Raw genomic sequence first — 24,418 nt, forward strand, 5'->3', positions numbered from 1 at the left:
CAAAGGCAGGTAAGTACATAATACGTAAATAATTATTCGGCAGTACTTTGCAGAGAATAAATTTAACCTTTATAATAAAAATATGTTAGATCGAAAAGGAAAATGGATAACAATTGTGTTTTTGTTGTCTATTGTTAGTCAGGTATTTGCAGGATTTACGCTTGATAATCTCAAAGTGGATTATGAAAATACCCCTCTAGGAATTGATATTACTAATCCGCATTTTTCTTGGCAAATGAAGGCTACGGATAACAAACGAGGTTACGCTCAAACAGCCTACCAAATAGTAGTAACAGATGCCAATAATCAAATAGTTTGGGATACCCAAAAAGTAAATTCTGATCTTTCTCATGGAATAGAGTACTCTGGACCAGCTCTAAAAGCCACTACTCGATATACTTGGAAAGTAAACGTATGGGACAATTCCAAAACGATGAGCACAAAAAGCTCTTGGTTCGAAACCGGTCTCATGAATCCTGATATTTCCGCATGGTCAGGTGCTAAATGGATTGGTGGAGGTAGCGAAGACTTGGTGTTTTATTCCCACTATTTATCGGTTTATAAATTTCAATATGCAGTTCAGCTTGATAAAGCCACAAATTCTACCAAAGCAGCATTTGTATTTGGAGGAAATGATGCCCGATTGATGGACAAAGACCTCAATATTCAAGGTGTTGAAAACAAAAAAGACGAAAGTTTTATTGCTTTAGAGTTGGATATTAGCAATGTTTCTGAAGCAATAGATGGATTGGCAAAACTCAATATTTATAGAGTTGGCTATACTAAAAATGATAGCAAAGAAACCCCATTCAAAAGTCTTTCGATTCCGAAAAACTTGATAAATGAAGCCAATAAGTATGAAAAGCATAAGATTTTTGTGACTTGTAATTTTGGTTTGTATGAGTTTTTTATTGGTGAAAATAAGCCTGAGAATAAAGTGGTAGAAAAAGTGGAAGGAACGCCTTCGCCTTTTGGCCCTCGTGGCTTAAATCTTAATCCAGTGGGAAGTGGAAATAATTTTATAAGTTTTCCGATGATGGCAGATGTGGGTTTTCAAACCAATGAGAATCAAACAGCCATTTTTTCGGAGGTAGAATTAAAAAACTTCCGTTTCCCTTCAAATACTTTGTTTAGTGAAAAGCTAAATGTGAATGACTATAATGGTATTTTCAAATCCAATAAATTGTCGGTTAAAAATGGTAGTTATGTTGTAAAAGGCGGAGCATTGATATTGGCAAATCCAAGCAAGAATGCCGCCCCTATGCTTAGAACTACTTTTGAGGTGCAACCCAAAACTATCAAAACAGCCAGATTATATGTGACTGCCAGAGGGATTTATGAGGTTTTTATGAACGGAAAACGTGTGAGCAACGATTATTTTAATCCGGGCTTGACGCAATACAATAAAAACCACATGTATCAAACCTATGACGTGAAAGAGGCTCTGAAACAAGGTGGCCAAAATGCCATAGGAGCATGGTTGAGTGAAGGTTGGTGGAGTGGAAACATTACATTTAGTGGCGAAAACTGGAATTATTTTGGCGATAGACAATCACTCTTGAGTAAATTGGTCATAAAATATACAGATGGCACAGAACAGATAATCACCTCAAATCCAAACGAATGGAAGTATTTCAATGATGGACCCGTTCGTTATGGGAGTTATTTTCAAGGTGAAGTGTATGATGCCAACAAAGAAGCTGTTATAAAAGACTGGTCAACGTCCTCTTACAATGCAAGTGCTTGGAAGTCAGCGGTGGAGGTGCCATTGGAGGGAACGGCCTACCAAGGAACTTTTACAGACGGCCGTGGACAAAAATCTACTTTTTCTTACAGAGATCTGAAACTAATCGGTCAAATGGGAAACAATGCAACTATTGTAAAAACGATGCCTGCGGTTTCAGTAGAAGAAGTTCGTCCGAAAGTGTATGTCTACGATATGGCTCAAAATATGGTGGGTGTTCCTCAAGTTTTTATAAAAAATGGAAAAAAAGGCCAAGTAATTACCATGCGATTTGCTGAGGTAAAGTATCCAAACTTGAAAGAATACAGTGAAAATGTAGGCATGGTGATGATGGAAAACATTAGGGCGGCACTCACCCAAGATGTTTATATTTTAAAAGGAGGTGATGAAATTATCCAGCCTCGATTTACTTTTCATGGATATAGATATTTAGAAATAACAGGTTTATCGAATGCCTTGCCAATTGCTGCCGTAAAAGGATTAGTAATAAGTTCAGTGTTAGGTTTGTCGTCGAGTTATGAAACTTCCAACCCTTTAGTGAATAAACTATGGCAAAATATCACTTGGTCGCTTCGTAGTAATTTTCTTTCAATTCCAACAGATACACCTGCACGAAATGAACGTATGGGTTGGAGTGGGGATATTTCTGTTTTCTCAAAATCAGCCACTTATCTCACAGATGCAGATATGTTTTTAAGAAGACACCTGCTCGCCATGCGTGATGTACAGGCTGAAAGCGGTCGATTTACTGATGTGGCTCCCATGGGTGGTGGCTTTGGAGGAACTCTTTGGGGAAGTGCTGGTTTGACGGTAGCTTGGGAGACTTATCAACAATATGGCGATGTGCAACTTCTCAAAGAGCATTACGATGCCATGAAAAAGTATATGACATTCTTGGATACCAAAGTAGATAAAGCCACTGGAATATTAAACGAAGGACCCTTGGGCGACTGGTTAAGTCCCGAAAATGGTAAAAACGATAATACGGCGTTCTGGATGACCTATTTTGCTTATGATTTAGAAATCATGACTAAAGTGGCTACAATTCTTAACAAAACTGAAGATGCCGCAACTTTTAAAGCTCGCTACGAGGAAGTTAAGAGGGTTTTTAATGAAGTTTATGTAGACAAAAATACGCATAGAACCATAAAGTCAGGTGTTAAAACTGCAAGAATGGGACCGCCAAATGCTAGGAATTTGGAAGAAAAATCAGACAAAGGGCAATTGGTAGATACACAAGCTTCTTATGCTATTCCGCTAGATTTGAGTTTATTTAATGATGAAAATAAGCCTTTTGCTATTAAATATTTAAATGAGGCCTTGACTCGTAAAAACAAAGACGACGAAGGCGTTGAGCGTCCAGAATATTCGTTGATGACAGGCTTTATCGGAACGGCTTCCATCGCCGATGCCCTTTCTGAAAATGGAAATCATGCCAATGCTTACAGATTGTTACAGCAAAAAAGCTATCCATCTTGGCTGTATTCTGTTGTGAATGGGGCCACTTCTATTTGGGAGCGATTAAATTCTTATACGGTTGAAAATGGTTTCGGAGGTAATAATTCCATGAATTCCTTTAATCATTATTCTTTCGGAGCTGTTTCTTCATGGATGTACAATTACTCGCTGGGTATTCAAAGAAGTCCTGAAAAAGCTGCTTTCAAACATTTTATCTTGAAACCAACACCTGACCCTGATAAAGTGATGACTTTTGCAAAGGGACATTATGAGTCGGTTTATGGTTTAATTAAAAGCGAATGGAAAACAGATAATGGCAAGTTAAGCTATAAATGCACAGTGCCAGCCAACAGCACTGCTACACTTTATTTACCAACTAAAAGTGTTAGCCAAATCATCGAATCTGGCAAAGTTATCAGCAATTGGATAGGTTTGAAAGTAGATGGTGAAAATCTGATGATTCCTTTGACTTCTGGCGATTATGATTTTGAAGTGAGGTAATTTATGCTTGAATTTGATGATAACCAGAGTTTTCAAACGAGGAAGCTCTGGTTATTAGTTTTATAAAAATGGATATAGGCACTAAATTGTTGAATAACTTAAATATTGTTCTGGGTAAATGGAATCCATCATAATCCATTTTAGGATATTACTCGAATAAGTTATTGGATTATCCAAGATACACAATTCAGCAAATTCAACTTTAAGGGTATAGTTTTAATTCATTTACAGTTATTAGTATTTAGATTTCTTTAAAAAATATAAATAAGGGGAATCATATTGATTGATTTTGAATCTAATTGGAGTTTTTTTGATTCACAAATTCAATGAGAATATCTGAAGTTTGTATTATATTTTAGAAAAATAGTTTTATTTTCTTAAGAGGCTGGAAATTGATATTTCCTATAAGGTCATTGTGAAATTTCAATAACTAAAACTTTAATAAAAATTCAGTCAATATTAAGTTTTTAAAATATCATTTGATTAGGTTAAAAAAAATTATCGTTCTTGTTATCAGCTACTTATATTTTTTACTGTATGGTTTAAACTAAATAGGGCGTTCAGAAGAATCAAATTCATTGCAGCAGTAATAGTGGTGGGCATATAAATAGCAGAAGACATGTAAAAACAGGAAGGTCCGCCTCCAAACCCTTTTGTTGGTCTGCCTAAAGATTATGGGGCAGACATTTTATCCAAAATTCTGCAGATGCGTTTTATATCTTAGGACATGGAATAAAAGCAGATTTTGTATTGAAAAATGGCGTTACTATTAAACACCTTGGCTATCGTTTTATCGAAAAAGGACATTTCAAAAACAATGAATTCATCACCGCTAAGCTTTGGAATGGGGATAAGTAAAAATTAAGTTGGCTATGAGATAAAATCAGAATTTTGAATTTAAATTATACAGAAATTGATTTTTCAAAACTTAAAAAACAAAACCATTTTGTTTAATATTTCGGTTTTTTAGAAGTATTTTTAGGTATGTCAGTTTTAGTGGCTTTTCAGGAGATAGGATTTCAAAATTATATTTAAATACTATCAATTGTAATCAAAAGAATGACTGTTTTAATGTTTGTTTTTTTTAATTATTTCAACCTATTAATGTAAATGAAAAAATACTCCATCTTGTTTTGGGTATCAACTTGTCTATTATTTTCTGAAGCTTTATTTGCTCAGATAAAGGAAGGTAAGATAGTCATTGTAAAAATTGATTCTAAGGCACTACAAAATACTGGCGGTGAGCATACTACCAGATCGGTTTCAGTTTATTTACCTCCAAATTATGAAGCTTCAAATTTAAAATACCCAGTAATCTATTATTTACATGGGTTTATGGGCAAAGACCTAATCAATAACCAAATGAAAGGCATTTTGGACGAAGCCATTGCTCGCCAAAAAATTAGGCCCTTTATTTTTGTTCAAGCTGATCATTATACGCTTTTTGAAGGAAGTTTTTATAGCAATTCTACTTTTACTGGCAATTGGGAAGATTTCCAAGCAGAGGAAGTAGTGAAATATATAGACCAGAATTTTAGAACCATTGCCCAGCGTGAAAGTAGAGGAATTGCTGGTCATTCAATGGGTGGTTATGGGGCGTTTAAGATAGGCATGCTTCATCCAGAAGTTTACAATAGTATATATGCACTTAGCCCGGGATTGGTGGCTATGGTAAAGGAATTTGGGCCAAATAGCAACTCATTTAAAGAGGTGCAAAAAGTAAAAACTGTAGAAGAACTCAAAAAAACATATTATCCAAAGGTACTTGTTGCCACGGGCCGAGCATGGTCGCCAAATCCCAACAAACCACCATTCTTTTGCGATTTTCCTTTCGAATATGAAGGCGATAAAATGACGATAAATCAATCTGTTCTCGAAAAATGGGAGTCTAATATGCCTTTTTATATGGTTGAAAAATATGCTGACAACCTAAGGAAAATGTCAGCCATAAAGCTTGACTGGGGAAGAAATGATTCGCCCAGATTTCCGGTACAAATAGGTATGCTGAGCCAAAGACTTGAAAACCTCGGAATAAACCATTTTGCAGAGGAATATATCGGAGACCATGGCAATAAAATTTGGACCAATGATGGGCGAGTTTTGAATGAACTCTTACCTTTTTTCAATGATTACCTAAAATTCCAATAATATGTTGGCTTGGTTTGGATTCGGGACTATTTTAGTCTTTTTGGTACTGATTATCAGCAAAAAAATGTCAGTTATGACTGCTCTGGTGCTTACGCCCATACTGTTTGGACTGCTTGCTGGCTTTGATGTTCAAGCGTTAGGGAAATTTGCTCTAGACGGAATAAAGCAAGTAGCACCAACGGGTATTTTATTGATGTTTGCGGTTTTATATTTTGCCACAATGTTAGACGCGGGCCTTTTTGACCCAGTCATAGCTTTTATAGTTAGAACAGTAAAAGGTGATCCACTAAAAGTAGTTATGGGTACGGCAATTCTTACTATGATCGTGCATTTAGACGGCGATGGTACTGCTACGTTTATGATAGTGCTCTCGGCATTTTTGCCAATATATAAACAGTTAAAAATCAACAGATTAATTTTGGCTTCTGTAGTAGCTTTAGGGGTTGGTCCTTTGCATTTGGTGCCTTGGTCTGGTACATCTGCAAGAGCAATTTCCACTTTGAAGACTGAATCGGTTCACATTTTCAATCCCAATATTCCCGCCATCGCGGCAGGTATTGTTTGGGTGTTATTTGTAGCTTATTATTTTGGAAAAAAAGAAAGAAAACGACTAGGAGTAATTGAGTTTGAATATAATCATAAAGAAAACTTAAGTGCTGAACAAAAGCATTTAAGAAGGCCTAAATTGATAATTTTTAATGCTATACTTACGATTGGATTGATTATCAGCCTAACAAAAGGATGGATTCCAGCACCTGCACTTTTCGTATTAGCAAGTATGATAGCATTGATGCTAAATTATCCTAAACTTGCTGATCAAACAAAAGTGTTGAAAAGCCATGGGACTAATATCTTTTTGGTTTCAAGTATGATTTTCGCTGCTGGAATTTTCTCTGGTATTTTGACGGGCTCCAAAATGATTGAAGAAATGGCTTCTGGTTTGGTTACCCTTATTCCTGCGAATCATGCTAATCTTTTGCCACTCATTACAGCCATCTCGAGTTTGCCCGCTAGTGTTTTGTTTACACCTGATGCTTACTATTTTGGTGTGGTACCTATTTTGAGTGAAACTGCCATCCAATTTGGTATAAATCCGTTGGAGGTTGGGCGTGCGGCATTGTTGGGACAAATGACAGTAGGTTTTCCAATTAGTCCGCTCACAGCATCCACCTTTTTATTGGTAGGTTTAGCTGAGGTTGATTTGGGAGAACACCAGAGGCATACGTTTTTTTGGGCATGGGGAACTACCATTGTTATGACCATTGTGGCACTTTTAACAGGATCATTGAGTATATGAAAAACAAGATAAGGATAGGTTGTGGAGCGGGGTTTTCGGGAGATAGGTTAGAGCCTGCTGAGATTTTGACTGACAAAGGAAATCTCGACTATTTGGTTTTAGAATGTCTAGCAGAAAGAACCATAGCCTTGGCTCAAAAACGCAAGCAATTAAATCCTGAGTTGGGCTATGATACGTTTTTAGAAAGAAGAATGAGAAAGTTATTGCCTACACTTTCGAAGAATAAAATTTGCCTAATTACCAACATGGGAGCCGCTAACCCTTTGGCTGCTGCACAAAAAGTTAAGGATATTTCTCTAGAATTGGGGTTAGATATAAAAGTTGGGGCTGTTTTTGGGGATGATGTTTTATCAATGTTAGATTTTGAAGCACTTGCTATGGAAACCAATTTGCCTGTCAAACAATCAGGCGAAATTATCTCTGCCAATGCTTATTTAGGCGTCGATGGTATTTTAAAGGCATTAGAGAATGGTTCACAAATAATTATTACGGGTAGAGTGGCTGATCCATCGTTGTTCCTAGCCCCGATGATTCATGAATTTGGTTGGAAACTAGACGATTATGATATTCTTGGGCAGGGAACAGTAATTGGCCATTTGTTAGAATGTGCTGGTCAAATTACGGGTGGATATTTCGCTGATAAAGACAAAAAATCGGTTCCCGGTTTAGACATTTTGGGTCATCCCATAGCTGAGATTTCAAATGATGGCTCGGCCATCATATCGAAAGTAGAAGGAACTGGTGGTCTCATAAATCTGGCTACAGTAAAAGAGCAATTGTTGTATGAGGTAATAAATCCCAACCATTATATAACGCCAGATGTAGAAGCCAATTTTACTACAGTCAAACTGGAGGATTTAGGACAAAATCAAGTTTTGGTAAAAGGCGGGACTGGCAAAAGTAAACCTGTCAATTTAAAAGTTAGCGTAGGATTTAAAGCATTTTACTTAGGCGAGGGTGAAATTTCGTATGCAGGGTTTGGAGCAGAAGATCGGGCAAGGTTGGGAGGTGAGATAATAGAGAAGCGTCTGAGCTCAAGTTTTAAAGAAATAAGAATAGATTATATCGGGATTTCCGCAGTACATCGTACCAGTTTTGGGCATAATAATAGTCCTTATGAAATAAGGCTTAGGGTAGCGGCTAAAGCTGACACAGTTGAAGAAGCTGCAATAATTGGCGAGGAGGTGGAAGCTTTATATACCAACGGTCCAGCAGGTGGCGGAGGAGTTAGGAAAATCCAAACTGAGGTAATTGGGGTAGTTTCAGTACTCATGGAAAGAAATAAAATAAAAGATCAAATCGCGTATTTTTAATCAATGAACATCCAATTATAATATGCATCAGACAAAATGAAATTATATGAAATAGCCCATAGCCGAGCCGGCGATAAAGGAAATATCTCCACGCTTTCACTGATACCTTTTGATGAATCAGACTATCCCAGACTTTGTGATTTTGTGACTTCAGAAAGAGTTAAACTACATTTAAAAGAAATAGTTTCAGGAGAAATTGAGCGGTTTTGTTTGCCCAATATTTCATCCTTATTATTTGTATGTCAAAATGCTTTGTTAAGTGGCGTGACAACCTCTTTGGCCATAGACACACATGGTAAAGCACTAAGTTATGCACTTTTAGAAATGGAAATTTAATCGCTTTTTAGAAATCGCAATTAATTTTAAACCCTAAATAAAAATGAAAAAAGGACTTTTTACCTATGAAAATGGCATTGTGATGCTCATGGCACTCACTTTTGGCTGTTTGTTTTTCGACCGACTGGCACTTAATTTTTTGATGCCTTATGTGGCCAAAGATTTGAATCTGAACAATACACAAATTGGGCTGTTGGCAGGAGCTTTGTCATTGGCTTGGGCATTTTCTAGTTTCTTTTCAACAGCTTGGGCGGAGACTAACAATAAGAAGAAAATTGTATTCATCGTTGCAGTTTTTATTTTCTCCATTTGCTCATTTGGGTCCGGATTAGCTACATCTTTTATTACTTTGCTTTTGGCTAGATTGGTGATGGGTTTCGCAGAAGGACCAGTCATACCATTGGCACAAAATTTTGTTGAAAGAGAATCTTCACCCAACCGGTTAGGACTGAATGCGGGAATTCTACAGGCATTTGGTTCAGCATTGTTTGGCTCTATTTTGGCTCCAGTGTTATTGGTTCAAATCGCCGAAAATCTGGGTTGGCGAAATGCTTTTTTTGTCGCTGGTCTACCTGGCTTACTTTTAGGTCTCTTGGCTTGGAAATTTGTTAAGGCTTCTACAGCAGAGAGTAGCAAAGCGTTCTCAGATCAAATATCCGCATCCCAAAACAAAGAAAAATCATCCTTAAATATCAAGGAACTTCTACAATACAACAACATCAAATGGGGTATTGGAGCCGCTTGTTGCGTGTTTGGTTGGTGGTTTGCAACATTGCCATTTATCTCTAATTATTTTGTAAACACACAAAGTATGTCCGCTGATGATATGGGTAAAACCATGGGGCTTTTGGGCGTTTCTGGATTGGTCTCTTCCATCATTGTTCCTGGTCTTTCTGATAAAATTGGACGTAAGAAAGTGCTATATGCTTTTATTTCACTGGGAGTTATTTATCCTTTTGCGGTTTATTACTTGTCGGGTTCAGCACTGCATTTGCCAGCTATGTTTCTAACTTATTTTACCATGGGTACTATTCCATTGGTGGCTGCGGTTATACCCTCTGAAGCTGTTCCAAATCACCTCAAGGCTAAGGCAATTGGGCTAATTACGGGCGTTGCGGAGATAATTGGAGGTGTTATTGTTCCTGGAATCGCCGGCTTACTTTCTGATACCATTGATCCATCGGCCTTTTTGTGGTTGTCAGGATTGTTAGCATTATTGGCCATATTTTTTATAAGTAAACTTCAGGAGAAGCCTAAGATCCACCATCAAAATATTGATTGATTTTGAATATAATTGGATTTCTTTAGACTAATATTTCGTTGGTTTCGATGCTTATATTTGTAGGTTATTGTCTCGAAAGATAAAAGACTGATTATGATTTCAAAAGTTGTAAATAATAGTGATGAAGCCATTGCTGACATTGGTGATGGCTCTGTTCTGATGTTGGGAGGATTTGGACTTTGCGGCATTCCTGAAAACTGTATTCAGTCTTTGGTAGAAAAAGGCGTAAAAAACTTAACCTGTATTTCTAACAATGCGGGCGTGGATGACTTTGGAATAGGTTTGATGCTCCAAAAACGGCAAGTCAAAAAAATGATTTCATCCTATGTAGGTGAAAATAAGGAGTTTGAAAGGCAATTGCTCTCTGGTGAACTAGAAGTGGAGCTTATTCCTCAAGGCACTCTGGCAGAAAGGATTAGGGCTGGTGGAGCTGGAATTCCTGCATTTTTTACTCCAGCAGGAGTTGGTACAGAAGTAGCCGAAGGAAAACAAATGGAAGAATTTGATGGAAAAAAATACTTGAAAGAAGCCTGGCTCCGAGCAGATTTTTCAATCATAAAAGCGTGGAAAGGCGATAAATCTGGCAATTTGATTTTTAAGGGTACAGCCAGGAACTTCAGTCCTATGATGGCCGCCGCAGGTAAAATATGTATTGCAGAAGTTGAAGAAGTGGTAGAGACCGGTGAATTAAATCCCAATGAAATTCATGTACCTGGTATATATGTTCAGCGTATTTTTAAGGGAGAAAATTATCAAAAAAGGATTGAGCAGCGGACAACGGCCCCCCCCGCCCCCCATGGAGGGCTAGGGTCTGGTGAACAAAAGGTTTTGTTTGAATATGGAAAAGGATTAACTAAGTATGGTATTGCCAAACGTATTTCACAAGAAATTAAAAACAACTCCTACGTTAACCTAGGCATAGGAATTCCCACATTGGTCGCTAATTATATTCCCAAAGAAATCAATGTGATGCTGCAATCTGAAAACGGTTTACTTGGGATTGGCCCATTTCCAACTGGAGAAAACGTAGACGCCGACTTGATAAATGCCGGGAAACAAACCGTTACCATGCAAGCAGGGTCGGCTTTGTTTGATTCAGCCGAAAGCTTCGCCATGATTAGAGGGGAGCATGTAGACTTGACAATACTTGGAGCCATGGAGGTATCAGAAAACGGGGATATTGCCAATTGGAAAATACCAGGGAAAATGGTTAAAGGTATGGGTGGAGCGATGGACTTAGTGGCTTCCGCCAAAAATATTATTGTTGCGATGCAACATGTGTCAAAAGATGGAAAATCCAAACTTTTAAAAGAATGTGGTTTACCCATAACGGGTCTTCAATGTGTTAAAAAAATAGTCACAGAGCTTGCTGTTATAGAAGTATTACCTGATGGAGGTTTTAATCTTTTGGAAATAGCTCCAGGAATATCAAAAGAACAAGTAAAAGCCGCAACTGAGGCAACCCTAAATATTGATACAAATCTCAAAGAAATGAGCTTTAAAAATTAAAAATATGAAAAATAAAATAGCTGGTTTATTGGCCTTACAATTACTATTTGTTACCGCCACTGCTCAGACAAAATGGTCAGAAACAAAAAAGGGAGAGTTTAATATTGTAAAAAATCCAAGTGGCCAAACACTAGGGTACTCACCAAATTCTGGCGTGAAGATTCTCACAGTTAATGGTTTAGCATTCAAAGATTTGAACAAAAACAACAAGTTAGATAAATTCGAAGATTGGAGATTGTCTTCTGAAATACGTGCTAAAGATTTAGCCTCTAGGCTAAGTATCAAAGAGATAACCGGTTTAATGCTTTATTCTTCGCACCAATCTATTCCGGCCAGACCAGGAGGATACTTTGCGGGTACTTATGGTGGAAAACCTTTCAAAGCTGGTGAAACAGACCCAAGCGATTTGACAGACCAGCAAAAGAAGTTTTTAGCAGAAGATAATCTTCGACATGTTTTGGTCACGACCGTCCAAACACCTGAAATAGCAGCCAAATGGAACAATAAATTGCAGGCCTTTTGTGAAAGTGTCGGTTTTGGTATTCCAGCCAATAACAGTACAGATCCAAGACATGGCACAAGAGCCAAGGCCGAATATGATGCCGCCTCTGGAGGGGAAATTTCTATGTGGCCCAACTCACTTGGAATGGCCGCAACATTTGATCCGGCTTTGACGCAAAAGTTTGGCGAAATTGCAGCCAAAGAGTACAGAGCATTAGGAATTACGACGGCACTTTCTCCTCAGGTTGATATAGCAACAGAGCCAAGATGGGCAAGATTTAATGGTACATTTGGCGAAAGTCCACTTTTATCGGCGGCCATGGGTCAGGCCTATTGCGATGGATTTCAAACTACTTCAAAGTCAACCACAGGTTGGGGTGATGGCAGTGTGAATGCAATGGTAAAACACTGGCCAGGAGGAGGTTCTGGTGAGGCTGGGCGTGATGCTCATTACGGCTCTGGCAAATTTGCTGTCTATCCAGGTAATAATTTCTCAGCACATCTAATCCCTTTTATTGAAGGGGCTTTTAAGCTAAAAGGTAAAACTCAAATGGCTTCAGCTGTTATGCCTTATTATACCATCTCTTGGAACCAAGACCCAAAAAATGGAGAAAATGTAGGAAATAGTTATAATAAATATTTGATAAACGACTTATTAAGAACTAAATACAAATACGATGGCGTTGTGTGTACCGACTGGGGAATCACTGGAGAACATAAAGCATTAGACCAATTTTTAGATGGCCGTTCTTGGGGAGTAGAAAACCTTTCTGAAGTAGATAGACATTTCAAAATTTTGATGGCAGGCGTAGATCAATTTGGTGGCAATAATGATGCAAAACCCATACTTGCTGCATATGAAAAGGGAGTCGGAGAATTTGGAGAGGTTAAAATGAGGACCAGGATGGAACAATCAGCGGTGAGATTATTGAAGAATATTTTCAGAGTTGGTGTTTTTGAAAATCCATACCTAGTTCCAGAAGAAACCAAAGACATTGTGGGTAAGCCAGAATTTATGAAAGAAGGTTATGATGCTCAATTAAAGTCTATTGTAATGCTCAAAAACCACGGTAAAACGTTACCCTTAGACGCTAAAAAGACGGTTTTTGTTCCTAAAAGATTTACACCAGCCAGCCGAAATTTTTTAGGAATGGAAACTCCCGCCTCAACAGATTACCCTGTAAGTATTGATTTGGTCAAGAAATATTTTAATGTCACTGAGGATCCTGACGCTGCGGATTTAGCCTTGGTATTTATTCAAAACCCAGCCGCTACTATTGGCTATGATAAAGAAGATCTTAAAAATGGAGGAAATGGATATCTGCCAATAAGTTTGCAATACGGAGATTATACAGCCACTGAAGCTCGAGAAAAAAGTATTGCAGGCGGAGACCCCTTAGAAAAATCTAACGATAGGGGGTATAAAAATAAATCGACCAAGACAGCTAATATTTCAGATGCGACTTTGGTAAAAGAAACCAAAGCAGCGATGAAAGGGAAACCCGTAGTAGTTTCTGTTTTTACCTCTAATCCAATGATTTTTAGTGAAATAGAAAAAGATGCCAGTGCTATTTTGTTGAATTTTGGTGTGCAAGATCAGGCAGTTTTTGAAATACTCTCAGGTAAAGCTGAGCCATCTGCCTTGTTGCCCATGCAAATGCCAGCAGATATGAAAACCGTAGAAAAGCAAGCCGAAGACGTACCATTTGACATGATGCCATACAAAGATTCAGAGGGCAATGCCTATGATTTTGGATTTGGATTGAACTGGAAAGGTGTAATCAAAGACTCAAGAGTCATGAAATATAAAAAGTAAAGGATGTCACAACCAATCAGAAGAATAGTAACTGGACATACCAAAGAAGGAAAAGCGATTTTTACAATTGATGAAGAAATCGAAACTGTGGTCATTCCGACAGGCGACGCTGCCATGGCTACTTTATGGACTTCGGCATCTGTACCTGCAGATTGTAACGACCAAATTAACGGAAGAATACGTGATGCAGGAACTACCTTAAAAGGTGGTTCGGTGATACGCGTGGTTGACATGTTGCCAGGAGCCTCATCACCCATGCACCGCAGTGCAAGTATTGATTATGGAATAGTAATGAGTGGCGAAATTGAGTTAGAACTTGATGACAAAATTTTTAAAACTGTTGGTATAGGTGGAGTCATTATTCAAAATGGTACCATACATAAATGGAGAAATCCAAGTCCGAGCAAAATTTGTAGAATCATATTTGTATTAACTGAGGCAAAACCATTTGAAGTAAATGGTGTGCCGCTTACCGACGAAATGATTCATGATTAATTTATTTGATTTGTCTGGCAAAACCGCCTTGATAACGGGTTCAAGCTCCGCTATGGGAAAAGCAATTGCACAAGCAATGGGATTACATGGAGCTAAAGTGGTGGTTTCAAGCTTTGAATCCTTTGAAGTTGAAAAAACGGTTGAGGAATTTATAAAACTTGAAATTGAGGTTATTGGCATTCCATGTGATATGACCCGTAAAGAGGAAATCGAAAATTTGATATCAGAATGTAAAACAAAATTTGGTACAATTGATATTTTAGTTAATTGTGTTGGAGCAGCACCAATTGGGGGATTTCTGGACATCACAAAAGAAGATTTCGAAAAAACAATGGGTTTAAATCTGCAAGCCGCCATCTATTTGACCAAATGGGTTATACCAGAAATGCAATCCCAAAAAGATGGCGTTATCATATATTTAGCAAGTATAGCTGGAGTTCGAGGCAATAAAAATCTAGGGCTATATGGGGTTTCGAAAGCTGGCTTAATAGAAATGGCACGAAATCTAGCAGTTGAATTTGGTCCTGATAACATAAGAGTAAACGCTATTTCCCCTGGAATGATAAATACGCCTTTTTCTGAATCTTTGATACAAAACGAAGAATTTATGAAAAAGAGATTGCTGCAAACACCCCTTCGAAGGGTTGGAGAAGTAAATGAAATTGCAGGAGTTGCGGTAATGCTCGCTTCAAAAGCAGGAGGATTTATCACAGGTCAAAATATCATAGTGGATGGTGGAACGACGATAAGCGATGGGAATTAGATATTCTTTATTGGTTGTCCCGATAGCTATCGCGAGGTTACTGGTTTATTTGTAAAAGTTTAGGTCTATTCTCCATGAAGAAGTTCTCTAATAACCAGTTCACAAATAACAAATAATCAAATTATGAAAAGATTCGAAAATAAAGTTTGCTACGTAACTGGAGCGGGTTCTGGAATTGGAAAAGCTACTGCAATATCATTTGCAAAAGAAGGTGGAAAAGTGGTTTGTTGTGACATAAACAAACAAAATGCCGAAGCAACAGTCTCAGAAATAGTAGGTTTGAATGGTATCGCTATGGCCATAGAGGTAAATATTGCTAATCGAGAACAAGTAGAAAATTCAATTACTAAAACTGTGGAGGTTTTCGGACGATTAGACTGTGCGGCAAATTGTGCTGGAATTGCAGGCCCTGTTTCCTTAAAAATACATGAATACCCAGAAGAGTATTGGATGCAACAAATTGCCGTGAACTTAACAGGAAATTGGTATTTACTTAAATATCAAATAGCTCAAATGCTTAAAAATGGGGGTGGAAACATAGCTATCCTTTCTTCTGCCGCTGGATTGATAGGTCAACCCGCAAACTCACCCTATGCTGCATCAAAGCACGGAATTGAAGGTTTGATGAAGACAGCTGCCATAGAATATGCAACCCAAAACATTAGAATTAATTCTATCTGCCCGACTGCCATCGAAACGCCAATGATTATGCAAGGCAGACGTAAGTTGGCTGAAAATGAAGAAGCCAAACAACAAGCCATTAATTTTCAAAGAATGAAGCGTATGGGGACTCCTCAAGAAGTTGCAGATGTTGCTCTTTGGTTATGTTCTGACCAATCAAGCTTTATTACTGGAAGTTCTATTAAGGCAGATGGTGGAGCTTTAGCTTAAAGTAGATTTAGTGTAATTCAGAATATTTTTTTCTGGTTATTGACTTCATAATTAAAAATATTGATTGATAATGAATACTAATGGATTATTTTCGATTAATATCATTGCTTTCTGACTATTAGTTTTGTACTATTAAATAAAAGTATTTTTACAAAAAAACTTGTAACATGGCAAAGAATCCTCATTTTCTTTCTCAGATGGCTCACGTAGAGGTTCTGACTACAGATTTGGATAAATCTGTTGAATTTTTCCGTGACGTAGTTGGTATGGACGAAACAGGAAGAGAAGAAAATTCAGTTTACCTTAGAGCATGGGGTGACTATTTTCATCATACATTGAAACTAACTAAAAACGAAAAATCAGGACTAGGACACATAGGTTGGCGTTCAGATAGCCCAGAGGCTTTGGAAGATTGTGTAGCATATTTGGAGCATATCGGTGCAGGTCGTGGCTGGGTGGAAGGAGATTTAGGTCATGGAAAGGCATATCGTTTTCAGTCGCCAGACGGACATACGCACGAAGTATTTTGGGATGTTGTTTGGTTGCGTGAACAAGGAGAACGAGGCAGCGTGTATGCTGATCGTTACGCAAGTAACCGTAAGTTGGGAGCTAATCCACGCCGTTTCGACCACGTTACCTATATGGTTGCGAAAGGAAAGTATGCCGCCGAAAAGGAATTTTGGAAAAATATGGGACTTAAAAATCCCGATGAGATCAGAATTTCTGACGACATGCCGCCTATAGGTGGATTGCACACTATTGCCAATCTTTCTCATGATATCGCAGTATTTACTGACCCAAACATCGGTGAAAATGAAGGTGTGTTGAATCATATCTGTTGGAATGTAGATAGTAGAGAAGAAGTATTGATAGCTCTCGATTATTTCATTGAGAAAGGCTACAAGAGCGTGATGGGTGCTCCAACGCGTCACAAAGCAGATGAAGGTTTCTTTATTTATATCATCGACCCAGGTAGCGGAGTTTTGTTTGAATATTATGCTTGTGCAAGGTTGGTTTTTGCTCCTGATCATTTGGACGTTCATTATCTAAAAGATAATCCAAACGATGCTTGGGGTAGTGCAAATCCATTTGCAGAGATGGGGAAAGGTAAAAAAATGGGCCTTTCGGAAGACGGAACGGTGAAGCCGGCGGACGTTTAGTTGATTAGTTATTTGTGGATTAGTATATTGGTCGATTAGTAAAGTAATATTAGTTTTTTAGTTTTATTTATTTGTTAGTTTGTGTTTCGAAACTTTCAAAATATTCTTTAATTTTCGTCAGGCGGATTTGCGGATTTTTTGAGGTAATTGATATACCCGTTAAGCAATTTCCCGCAATTTTCAATATGTAGTTTAAATGAGTCTAATTGAGTTTCAGAGATATAACCTTCGTCAAATGCAGTGATTAAGTGTTCTAATGTTTCGGATAATGAACCTCGGGAAATACGACAAAACTGAATGTTCTCTTTGAAATAATATCGACCATACCCTTCGGAAATATTGGCAGTTATACTTCTAGTACTTCGAATAATTTGGTCTGAAAGCCTATATTTTTCAATGTCCGGGAAATGTTTTTTGACTAGTTGCGATATATGTTTTCTAAGCAACCGACATTCTTTATAAACGTTCAATTCTGTAAAAGATAAATTGGCCATTTGAAGAAAAAAAGTTTAAGTTATGGCAATAAATCTATTAACAAAAAACCATTTTACAAATACACAAATTATTAAAATATAAATTGAATAATAAAAAGGACAAATAAACCAATGACAAAAATACTAATAACAAATAATCAGTAACAAATACACTAATAACCAAATAAATGTGGCATTTTTATCCTGGGCAGTACATGCCCTCATATCAAGTAAATAGAGCATTGAGCCAAGCCCATTATGGGGGTGGTGAATTTGCCGAAATTATAGAAGTTGCTCAAAAAATTGATCCTGAAAATAGGGAGAGTTTTAATGTTGCTTGGCTCGAAAAAGGCAACCAAGTTTTTGGTTGGGCGGAAGATTTTGAGAAAAACAATGCTCCTGTTTCAGCAAGAAGAACCTATTTGAGGGCATTTAACTATTTGCGGACTGCCGAGTTTTTTATGAATCTGCAAGACAGCCGAAAACTCGATACTTACACCAAAGCTCGTGAAGCTTTCATTAGAGCTATACAATATTTCGACGAAAAACCGTTGCGAATCGAAGTTCCGTTTGAAAATTCATTCTTGCCTGCTTATTTATTCAAACCAGCAGGAGTGAAAAATCCACCCGTTATGGTGATGTTTGGCGGATTGGATAGTCTGGCTGAAGAACTTTATTTTGGAATCGGAAATCACTTAAACGAAAGAGGAATCGCACTTTTGGCGGTCGATGGGCCTGGGCAAGGAGCTGCATTACGCTTGAATCACATTCATTCTCGTCACGATTATAATGTAGCTGGAACGGCTGTATATGAGTATGTTGTAGAAAACCTTCAAAGTGAAGTTGATATAACTAGAATAGGAATAGCAGGCGTTTCTATGGGTGGCTACATGGCTGCTCGCTGTGCGGCTTTTGAGCCTCGTTTCAAGGTTTGTATGGTTTATGGTGCTGTTTGGTCATATTATGCAGTTTGGGCTGGTCGCACGGCTAAACATCCTTTGGCAGAGATAGTAATGCACATCATGGATGCCAATAGCTATGAGGAAGTGCTTGAAAAATTAAAAGGTTTTACCCTAGAAAATGGCGTAGCCGAACAAATTTCGATGCCTACTTTTATTATGCACGGTGGAGATGACAAACAAAATTTTGTAGAACACGCTATCACACTTGAAAAGCATTTGACTTGTGAACATAAAATGAAAATTGTTCCGTCAGGCGAAAGTGGTGCTCAGCATTGCCAAGTAGATGATTTTATGCCGACTTTGGAAATGTACGATTGGATAGCAGAAAAAATAAAAGCATAACCCATTTAATTTTCAACCCTAAATAAAAATGAGTAGTATAAAAAAAATCTTAGTAGTCGGAGCCGGCATAGGCGGCCAATCTGCAGCCATAGGTTTAAAAAAAGCTGGTTTTGAGGTAGATGTAGTAGAAATACATTCTGAATTTAATGTTTATGGTGTTGGTATCATCCAGCAAGCCAATGCACTTAGGGCATTAGATGCCATTGGGGTGGCCGACGAGGCTATGCGGAGAGGGTCGCCCTACGGAAAAGTGAAATTATGCTTGCCACATGGGGTACAAATAGGGGAGGCAGGAACACCGCCCATTGGTAGGTTTCCAAGTCACAATGGTATTTCCAGAAAAATATTACACGATGTTTTGTTTGAAGAAGCTCAAAAAGTGGGATTAAAATACCGTATGGGTGTTTCAGTAGAAACTATTGATAATCAGCCTGATATTGTAAATGTTACGTTTACGGATGGTACGACAGGTAGCTACGATATAGTTATAGCAGCTGATGGGGTAAACTCAAAAGTTCGGAAACTGATTTTTGGAGAATTCAAAACTACTTATGTAGGACTTTCAGTTTGGCGGTATGCATTCAAACGCCCAGCTGATTTGGATACGGGCTATATTTTCTTTAATAAAAAACACAAAATGGGGGTTATTCCAATGACTGCAGACTTGTGTTATATTTTTTTAAACTCTGCTGAAGGCGATCATCCTATTATTCCAGAAGACCAACTGGTGGAAAAACTTAAAACCTACATGTCGGCTTACCCAATACCGTTGGTTCAAGAGTTAATACCTCAAGTGACTGATGCCAAATTGGTAAATTATAGAATACTAGAGACGCTCAAAATGCCGGCACCTTGGTATAAAAACCGCGTGGTAGTTTTGGGTGATGCCGCTCATACTACCATTCCGCAGTTGGGTTCTGGAGCGGCCTTAGCCATCGAAGATGCCGTGGTCCTTATAGAGGAATTGCAGAAAGCAGGTGAGGTGAATGAGATATTCGATAGATATATGACTCGACGATACGATCGCTGTAAGATGGTAGTAGATGTATCAGAAACTTTAGGCTCTTGGGAATTACTAGAATACAACGATCAACCGCTTCCAGAAGGTGCAAATATGGGTATGTTGATGGGTAAGACTGGGATGGCTTTAACGGAGGAAATATAGTTGATTAGTTACTGGTAAACTGGTTATTAGGAAAGCGAATTAAAGAATTATCTCTCAAACCAGTAACCAATTCTCCAATCAACCATTAACCGATTTCCCAATAACAAATAACCAAATATGAAATTAGTAACATTCTTAAATAAAGACCAAGAAAGCCGAATTGGCTGGTTGCAGGGTGATAGTGTGATAGATATGCATTTGGCAAGTGAAAAACTGCCGACTGATATGCTCACTTTTATAGATCATCATGAAGATTACTTTCAGATTATCAAATCATTGGGTGCTGTAGAGCCACATTATACTTTAGGAGAAGTAAAACTTTTGGCACCTTTGCCCAATCCTCGAAGTATTAGAGATTATATAGGTTTCGAAATGCACATGCTCAATGCTTCTAAGTCATTTGGACATACGGTAGGGGAGGCTTGGTACGAATTGCCCATCTTTTATTTTACGAACCACCACAATGTGTTTGGACCAAATGATCAAATCAAAAGACCAGCAAATGAATCTAAGCTGGATATCGAGTTGGAAATAGCTTGCATAATCGGCAAAACAGGCTCTGATATAAAGAAGGAAGAAGCCAAGAATTACATTTTTGGTTATACCATTTTCAACGACTGGACAGCAAGAGCAACCCAAAAAGTGGAAATGACAATCCCACTCGGACCGCATAAAGGAAAAGATTTTGCAAATGCTTTTGGTCCTTGTATCGTTACTGCTGACGAATTTGAACAACATGAAGTACCTTTTTCTGAAAGCTATTTTGAAGCACCTTTAAAAGTTCCAAATGTGCAAGATGCAAGGTTTGATGTGAAAATGACTTCAAGAATCAATGGTGTAACCATCTGCCAAGGAAATTATAAAACTGTTCACCATACTTTTGGGCAAATGCTCGAAAGAGCTTCTGAAAATGGGGTAAACATAATGCCGGGAGATATTTTAGGCTCAGGAACTGTAGGTTGGGGGAGTTTGATTGAGAATAATTTCTCGGTTCATAGACCACTAGAGCCTGGCGATGTAGTGGAACTAGAAATTGAAGGGATTGGAATATTGAGAAATACGGTCGTTTAGAGATTTGAAGAAAATAAAAAACCACCCTAATCTAAGGTGGAATTTTTTAATTAACCCTATTAACCACTATAAAATATACGCTTTTTAATAAAAATAGATACGTGTAATTAGTACTTTTGAATCGCATTATTTCTTAATTCCCTTTCAAAAACCTTTAAACTATTTATAGATTTCTTCCAAAATAAAGACAAATCTTTCTCTGATTTGGGCTGAAAACTTAATGTAATTATTTCGTAAATTCCAATCATTAACAATAAGGCCAGTAATATCAATTGAATGTTCATGTCTTTATTTTTTTGATTATTATAAAATTCTAAATCCTATGGTTGCTTGGGTCCACGCATTTTTGTATCGTGGATTGGTTGATGTACCATCGCCATTGTTGTTTTGTATGTCCCAGCCAGCTCTAGCTCCAATTACCAATTTATTGATATTGATATCTAAGCCTCCTGTAAATCCGAAAATATTCTTGCGGATATTGTCGTTCTTAAATTCATTTTCCTGCTCTATTGTCGCAAGTGGATTTGTAAATACGTCTTTTTGTTTCACCAAATAAGAAAACTGTGGCCCAGCTTGAATGGTAAGGAATTTTACTGGCTTTATAGAAACCAGTAGCGGAACATCAATGTAATCCGTAGTTCTGGTCAAGTCGTAGGTGCTACCAAGAAACTGTCCGGTTTCTTTATATCCTTTTTGAGAATAGAGCAATTCAGGTTGTATCCCTAAAAACTTGCCAATTGGTATTCCTAAGAATATTCCTCCTGCAAAACCGACTTTACTTTCTGAAACAAATTCCTCTCCTTCAGAATCGTAATTGTTGGAGTAATTTATGCCTCCTTTTAGTCCGAATTTTACCTTACCTCTATCGTCTTCTAGTGTTTCTTGAGAAAAAGCTGTGTAACTTAATAGCGTTATTATCGCTAAAAATATGTGTGATTTATGCATTGTGAATTTATTTTTATTAGTTAAATGGACACTTAGAAGTATTATTTGACATTTTTAACAGTCAAGTCTTTGAACGCAGCTCCTAACTCGTCCATGTCACGAGAAAACTCAACTTTGAATTTTTCCCAGTTTTCTTTACTGTCGGCTTTGTAATTGTCCATTTTCATTTTGAGGTCTGAGTTTTTTGCTTCTAGCTCAGCAATTTTCTTTTTATATTCCTCTCTTGCTTCTTTCTTTTCGCTGGCAACTCTAAGATTAAACTCTTTAATTGACTTTTCATTCTCAGCGATTTTTTCAGCAGTTTCTATTCTGTACTTGTCCACTTCTACTTGATAATCAGTATTGGCTTCTTCCAAATCTTTACCGGCTTCTACCACATCAGCTGTTGCTTCTTCTACTTTTTCTGTTTCGCTTTTACAATTTGTTGCTGTAAAAAGGATGGCGATAGCCGCCAATGTTAAATATGTTTGTTTCATTTTGTATTTGTTTTGTAATTTTTTATAAACTTGAAATAAGCGTATGAATTTCTTCTTTTGTTTTTCCTAGCTTGACTTGTAATCTTCCCAAAAGCTCATCTTGTTTTCCTTCTGCAAGCATCAGGTCATCATCCGTCAACATCGCAAATTGTTGCTTTAACTTTCCTTTTGTTTCGTTCCAATTCCCTTTAAATTCCGTAAGATTTGCCATAATTAGTGTTTGTAATATTGTTCTTAATTGATAATCAAAGGTCACCTTTTTTATGCTAAGGAGTATTACAAAATTTATACTAAAGTTTATGAAATTCCCACATTCTAGAAATATAATTTGGAGATTAATGAGTTGATTTAAAATCCGTTATCTAATTTATTTTATTGTGATATTTTGAATGTAGCATGATTGAACGGACTATTCATCAATTACTGCTGTTCTATCTTTTGAAAATCTAGATCCAATTTTCCTAATTAAAACATCTCCAATGGCTTCTATTCTTCCAGATTGATTCGATACGAATTTTGCAACAATAAACTGGAACATTGAACCCATAACTTTTTTGACAGGATTGCTAGAAGATCCAAACATCAATCTTTTTGTGATATATCCCGAAGAAATTCCTATGGCATCATTTAGAATATTTTGACCTATGTTTTCTGGTGATATTTCGCTGCCGCCAATTACCTTTTTAATGAGATTCATTGGTGTCAAATTTTCAACAATTTCTTGTAAATCTTCTTTAAGTAAAAGTAGATTTTCTTTTTGTTGGACTTCGAGTTCCGAAATTCTAAACTCTAACTGTTCTCTCAGATTTTTCATATTTTTTCTCCCTTTAGAATTTTGATAAGAAAGAAATTATTGATTTTGTATTCGATGTTACGGTAAAGAAATGTTTTGATGATTAAGGCAGCGATTGCATAGAATCCAGCCAATGCAAAGAATCCATAGTAGGTTTCGCCCAAGATTTCGCCCAGCCATATGGACAGGCCAATGTTTAAAAATAAAACAAACAAACCTACCACAACAAACATGATTATTTTCATAACCAGAAAAGTAGCCATATCTGCAGATTTACTGTAAACTTTCAGTTTTATTATTTCTTGTTGATTGCTAACCAGGTCCTCAATTTTTGCGTAAACCATCTCAATTTTCCCTTCTTTAAAATCCATCGTTTAAGTATTTACAAAGAAATAGCCGATCCAATGAATCGGCCATTTCCTTAATGATTATCAAGAATTTTGATTTTTTGTATCATCCAATTTGTTCTTTCCGTTTGCCATAGCTTGGTCTACTTCCAGCATTGCTTGGTTGTACTTATTTTTTCCTTTTGCTACTAGTGCATCCACTTCCTGCATCGCATTGTTGTATTTTTTGGATAGTACTGCTGTCATTTCATCATATTTTTCTTTTAGACCATCGGCATAATCTTCACCTTTGTCCACGATTTGCTTTCTTGTTCTAGAACCCTTATCTGGGGCGAACAATATTCCGGCTATAGCTCCAACGGCCGCTCCAGCCAACACCCCTAATAATACTTTTCCTGATTTCATTATCTTGATTTTAAATTGTTTATTGATCTTTATTTAATTATGCTTTTGCCTTGAATGATTCTCAAGATGATGGCTATTACTGCTATAACCAGTAGAACATGGATGATGGCACCAAAACTATATGCGAAAAACCCAATGGCCCAAATAATGATTAATATCACGGCTACTAAATATAGTAAATTGCTCATTTTATTAGTTTTTAAAGGTTATCAAAACTGAATTTTC

24 protein-coding genes and 1 pseudogene are annotated in these 24,418 nt (G+C 37.3%); 17 read left to right on the forward strand and 8 right to left on the reverse strand.

Annotated elements, in window-relative coordinates; translation table 11 throughout:
* Window positions 1-82: 82 nt before the first annotated feature.
* From EGI24_RS08770 to EGI24_RS08830, 14 genes and pseudogenes are all read left to right on the forward strand, one after another.
* The gene (locus tag EGI24_RS08770) at window positions 83-3,703 is read left to right on the forward strand and encodes an alpha-L-rhamnosidase (protein WP_255047998.1); all 3,621 of its coding nucleotides are present in this window, start codon (window positions 83-85) and stop codon (window positions 3,701-3,703) included.
* 690 nt (window positions 3,704-4,393) lie between these two features.
* The gene (locus tag EGI24_RS21970; protein ID WP_409035474.1) at window positions 4,394-4,561 is read left to right on the forward strand and encodes a DUF5597 domain-containing protein; all 168 of its coding nucleotides are present in this window, start codon (window positions 4,394-4,396) and stop codon (window positions 4,559-4,561) included.
* 252 nt (window positions 4,562-4,813) lie between these two features.
* Complete coding sequence (locus EGI24_RS08775; RefSeq protein WP_255047999.1) at window positions 4,814-5,851, forward strand: alpha/beta hydrolase family protein; 1,038 nt, start codon at window positions 4,814-4,816, stop codon at window positions 5,849-5,851.
* A 1-nt stretch (window position 5,852) separates the two neighbouring features.
* On the forward strand, window positions 5,853-7,148 hold the full coding sequence (locus tag EGI24_RS08780; protein WP_255048000.1) for a CitMHS family transporter: 1,296 nt from the start codon (window positions 5,853-5,855) through the stop codon (window positions 7,146-7,148).
* A complete protein-coding gene (locus EGI24_RS08785) occupies window positions 7,145-8,461 on the forward strand; it encodes an acyclic terpene utilization AtuA family protein (protein ID WP_255048001.1) in 1,317 nt (438 codons plus the stop codon). Before EGI24_RS08780 ends, EGI24_RS08785 begins: the two co-directional genes overlap by 4 nt.
* A gap of 36 nt (window positions 8,462-8,497) precedes the next feature.
* On the forward strand, window positions 8,498-8,797 hold the full coding sequence (locus EGI24_RS08790; protein ID WP_255048002.1) for a hypothetical protein: 300 nt from the start codon (window positions 8,498-8,500) through the stop codon (window positions 8,795-8,797).
* Between the two features lie 43 nt (window positions 8,798-8,840).
* Window positions 8,841-10,079 carry an MFS transporter gene (locus EGI24_RS08795; protein ID WP_255048003.1) on the forward strand — a complete coding sequence of 413 codons (1,239 nt, stop codon included), beginning with the start codon at window positions 8,841-8,843 and terminating at the stop codon, window positions 10,077-10,079.
* A 93-nt stretch (window positions 10,080-10,172) separates the two neighbouring features.
* Window positions 10,173-10,856 (forward strand): annotated as a pseudogene (locus EGI24_RS08800) (CoA transferase subunit A); the annotation flags it as partial.
* Window positions 10,857-10,907: 51 nt separating this feature from the next.
* Window positions 10,908-11,588, forward strand: coding sequence for a 3-oxoacid CoA-transferase subunit B (locus tag EGI24_RS08805; RefSeq protein WP_255048066.1), 681 nt, complete (start codon window positions 10,908-10,910; stop codon window positions 11,586-11,588).
* Window positions 11,589-11,592: 4 nt separating this feature from the next.
* Window positions 11,593-13,905 carry a glycoside hydrolase family 3 N-terminal domain-containing protein gene (locus tag EGI24_RS08810; RefSeq protein ID WP_255048004.1) on the forward strand — a complete coding sequence of 771 codons (2,313 nt, stop codon included), beginning with the start codon at window positions 11,593-11,595 and terminating at the stop codon, window positions 13,903-13,905.
* A 3-nt stretch (window positions 13,906-13,908) separates the two neighbouring features.
* Window positions 13,909-14,400, forward strand: coding sequence for a cupin domain-containing protein (locus tag EGI24_RS08815; protein WP_255048005.1), 492 nt, complete (start codon window positions 13,909-13,911; stop codon window positions 14,398-14,400).
* Window positions 14,393-15,163 (forward strand): SDR family NAD(P)-dependent oxidoreductase, encoded by a 771-nt coding sequence (locus EGI24_RS08820; protein ID WP_255048006.1) that lies wholly within the window; start codon window positions 14,393-14,395, stop codon window positions 15,161-15,163. Before EGI24_RS08815 ends, EGI24_RS08820 begins: the two co-directional genes overlap by 8 nt.
* Window positions 15,164-15,286: 123 nt before the next feature.
* Entirely contained in the window at window positions 15,287-16,054 is a 768-nt protein-coding gene (locus EGI24_RS08825; protein WP_255048007.1) for an SDR family NAD(P)-dependent oxidoreductase, read from the forward strand.
* A 167-nt stretch (window positions 16,055-16,221) separates the two neighbouring features.
* Window positions 16,222-17,214 (forward strand): VOC family protein, encoded by a 993-nt coding sequence (locus tag EGI24_RS08830; RefSeq protein WP_255048008.1) that lies wholly within the window; start codon window positions 16,222-16,224, stop codon window positions 17,212-17,214.
* Window positions 17,215-17,321: 107 nt separating this feature from the next.
* Here the strand turns inward: EGI24_RS08830 and EGI24_RS08835 are convergent, their stop codons facing one another.
* The gene (locus EGI24_RS08835) at window positions 17,322-17,708 is read right to left on the reverse strand and encodes a four helix bundle protein (protein ID WP_255048009.1); all 387 of its coding nucleotides are present in this window, start codon (window positions 17,706-17,708) and stop codon (window positions 17,322-17,324) included.
* A 167-nt stretch (window positions 17,709-17,875) separates the two neighbouring features.
* Here EGI24_RS08835 and EGI24_RS08840 point away from each other — a divergent pair, with 167 nt between their 5' ends.
* The 3 genes from EGI24_RS08840 to EGI24_RS08850 all read left to right on the forward strand — a co-directional run bounded on the left by EGI24_RS08840 (window position 17,876) and on the right by EGI24_RS08850 (window position 21,227).
* Window positions 17,876-18,991 (forward strand): S9 family peptidase, encoded by a 1,116-nt coding sequence (locus EGI24_RS08840; RefSeq protein ID WP_255048010.1) that lies wholly within the window; start codon window positions 17,876-17,878, stop codon window positions 18,989-18,991.
* Between the two features lie 28 nt (window positions 18,992-19,019).
* Window positions 19,020-20,156 carry an FAD-dependent monooxygenase gene (locus EGI24_RS08845; RefSeq protein ID WP_255048011.1) on the forward strand — a complete coding sequence of 379 codons (1,137 nt, stop codon included), beginning with the start codon at window positions 19,020-19,022 and terminating at the stop codon, window positions 20,154-20,156.
* A gap of 117 nt (window positions 20,157-20,273) precedes the next feature.
* Window positions 20,274-21,227 (forward strand): fumarylacetoacetate hydrolase family protein, encoded by a 954-nt coding sequence (locus EGI24_RS08850; protein WP_255048012.1) that lies wholly within the window; start codon window positions 20,274-20,276, stop codon window positions 21,225-21,227.
* Window positions 21,228-21,530: 303 nt separating this feature from the next.
* Here EGI24_RS08850 and EGI24_RS08855 read toward each other — a convergent pair whose 3' ends face one another.
* The 7 genes from EGI24_RS08855 to EGI24_RS08885 form a co-directional block, all read right to left on the reverse strand.
* Window positions 21,531-22,172 (reverse strand): porin family protein, encoded by a 642-nt coding sequence (locus EGI24_RS08855; RefSeq protein WP_255048013.1) that lies wholly within the window; start codon window positions 22,170-22,172, stop codon window positions 21,531-21,533.
* A gap of 41 nt (window positions 22,173-22,213) precedes the next feature.
* A complete protein-coding gene (locus EGI24_RS08860) occupies window positions 22,214-22,648 on the reverse strand; it encodes a hypothetical protein (RefSeq protein WP_255048014.1) in 435 nt (144 codons plus the stop codon).
* 22 nt (window positions 22,649-22,670) lie between these two features.
* Entirely contained in the window at window positions 22,671-22,859 is a 189-nt protein-coding gene (locus EGI24_RS08865; protein ID WP_255048015.1) for a CsbD family protein, read from the reverse strand.
* A 198-nt stretch (window positions 22,860-23,057) separates the two neighbouring features.
* Entirely contained in the window at window positions 23,058-23,462 is a 405-nt protein-coding gene (locus EGI24_RS08870; protein WP_255048016.1) for a hypothetical protein, read from the reverse strand.
* Window positions 23,459-23,812 carry a hypothetical protein gene (locus EGI24_RS08875; RefSeq protein WP_255048017.1) on the reverse strand — a complete coding sequence of 118 codons (354 nt, stop codon included), beginning with the start codon at window positions 23,810-23,812 and terminating at the stop codon, window positions 23,459-23,461. Before EGI24_RS08875 ends, EGI24_RS08870 begins: the two co-directional genes overlap by 4 nt.
* Before the next feature lie 60 nt (window positions 23,813-23,872).
* A complete protein-coding gene (locus EGI24_RS08880) occupies window positions 23,873-24,193 on the reverse strand; it encodes a YtxH domain-containing protein (protein WP_255048018.1) in 321 nt (106 codons plus the stop codon).
* A 29-nt stretch (window positions 24,194-24,222) separates the two neighbouring features.
* Window positions 24,223-24,381: a lmo0937 family membrane protein gene (locus EGI24_RS08885; RefSeq protein ID WP_255048019.1), complete on the reverse strand. Its 159-nt coding sequence runs from the start codon at window positions 24,379-24,381 to the stop codon at window positions 24,223-24,225.
* Window positions 24,382-24,418 lie beyond the last annotated feature (37 nt).

The organism is Lacihabitans sp. CS3-21 (genome assembly GCF_024343675.1).
GTDB lineage: Bacteria > Bacteroidota > Bacteroidia > Cytophagales > Spirosomataceae > Leadbetterella.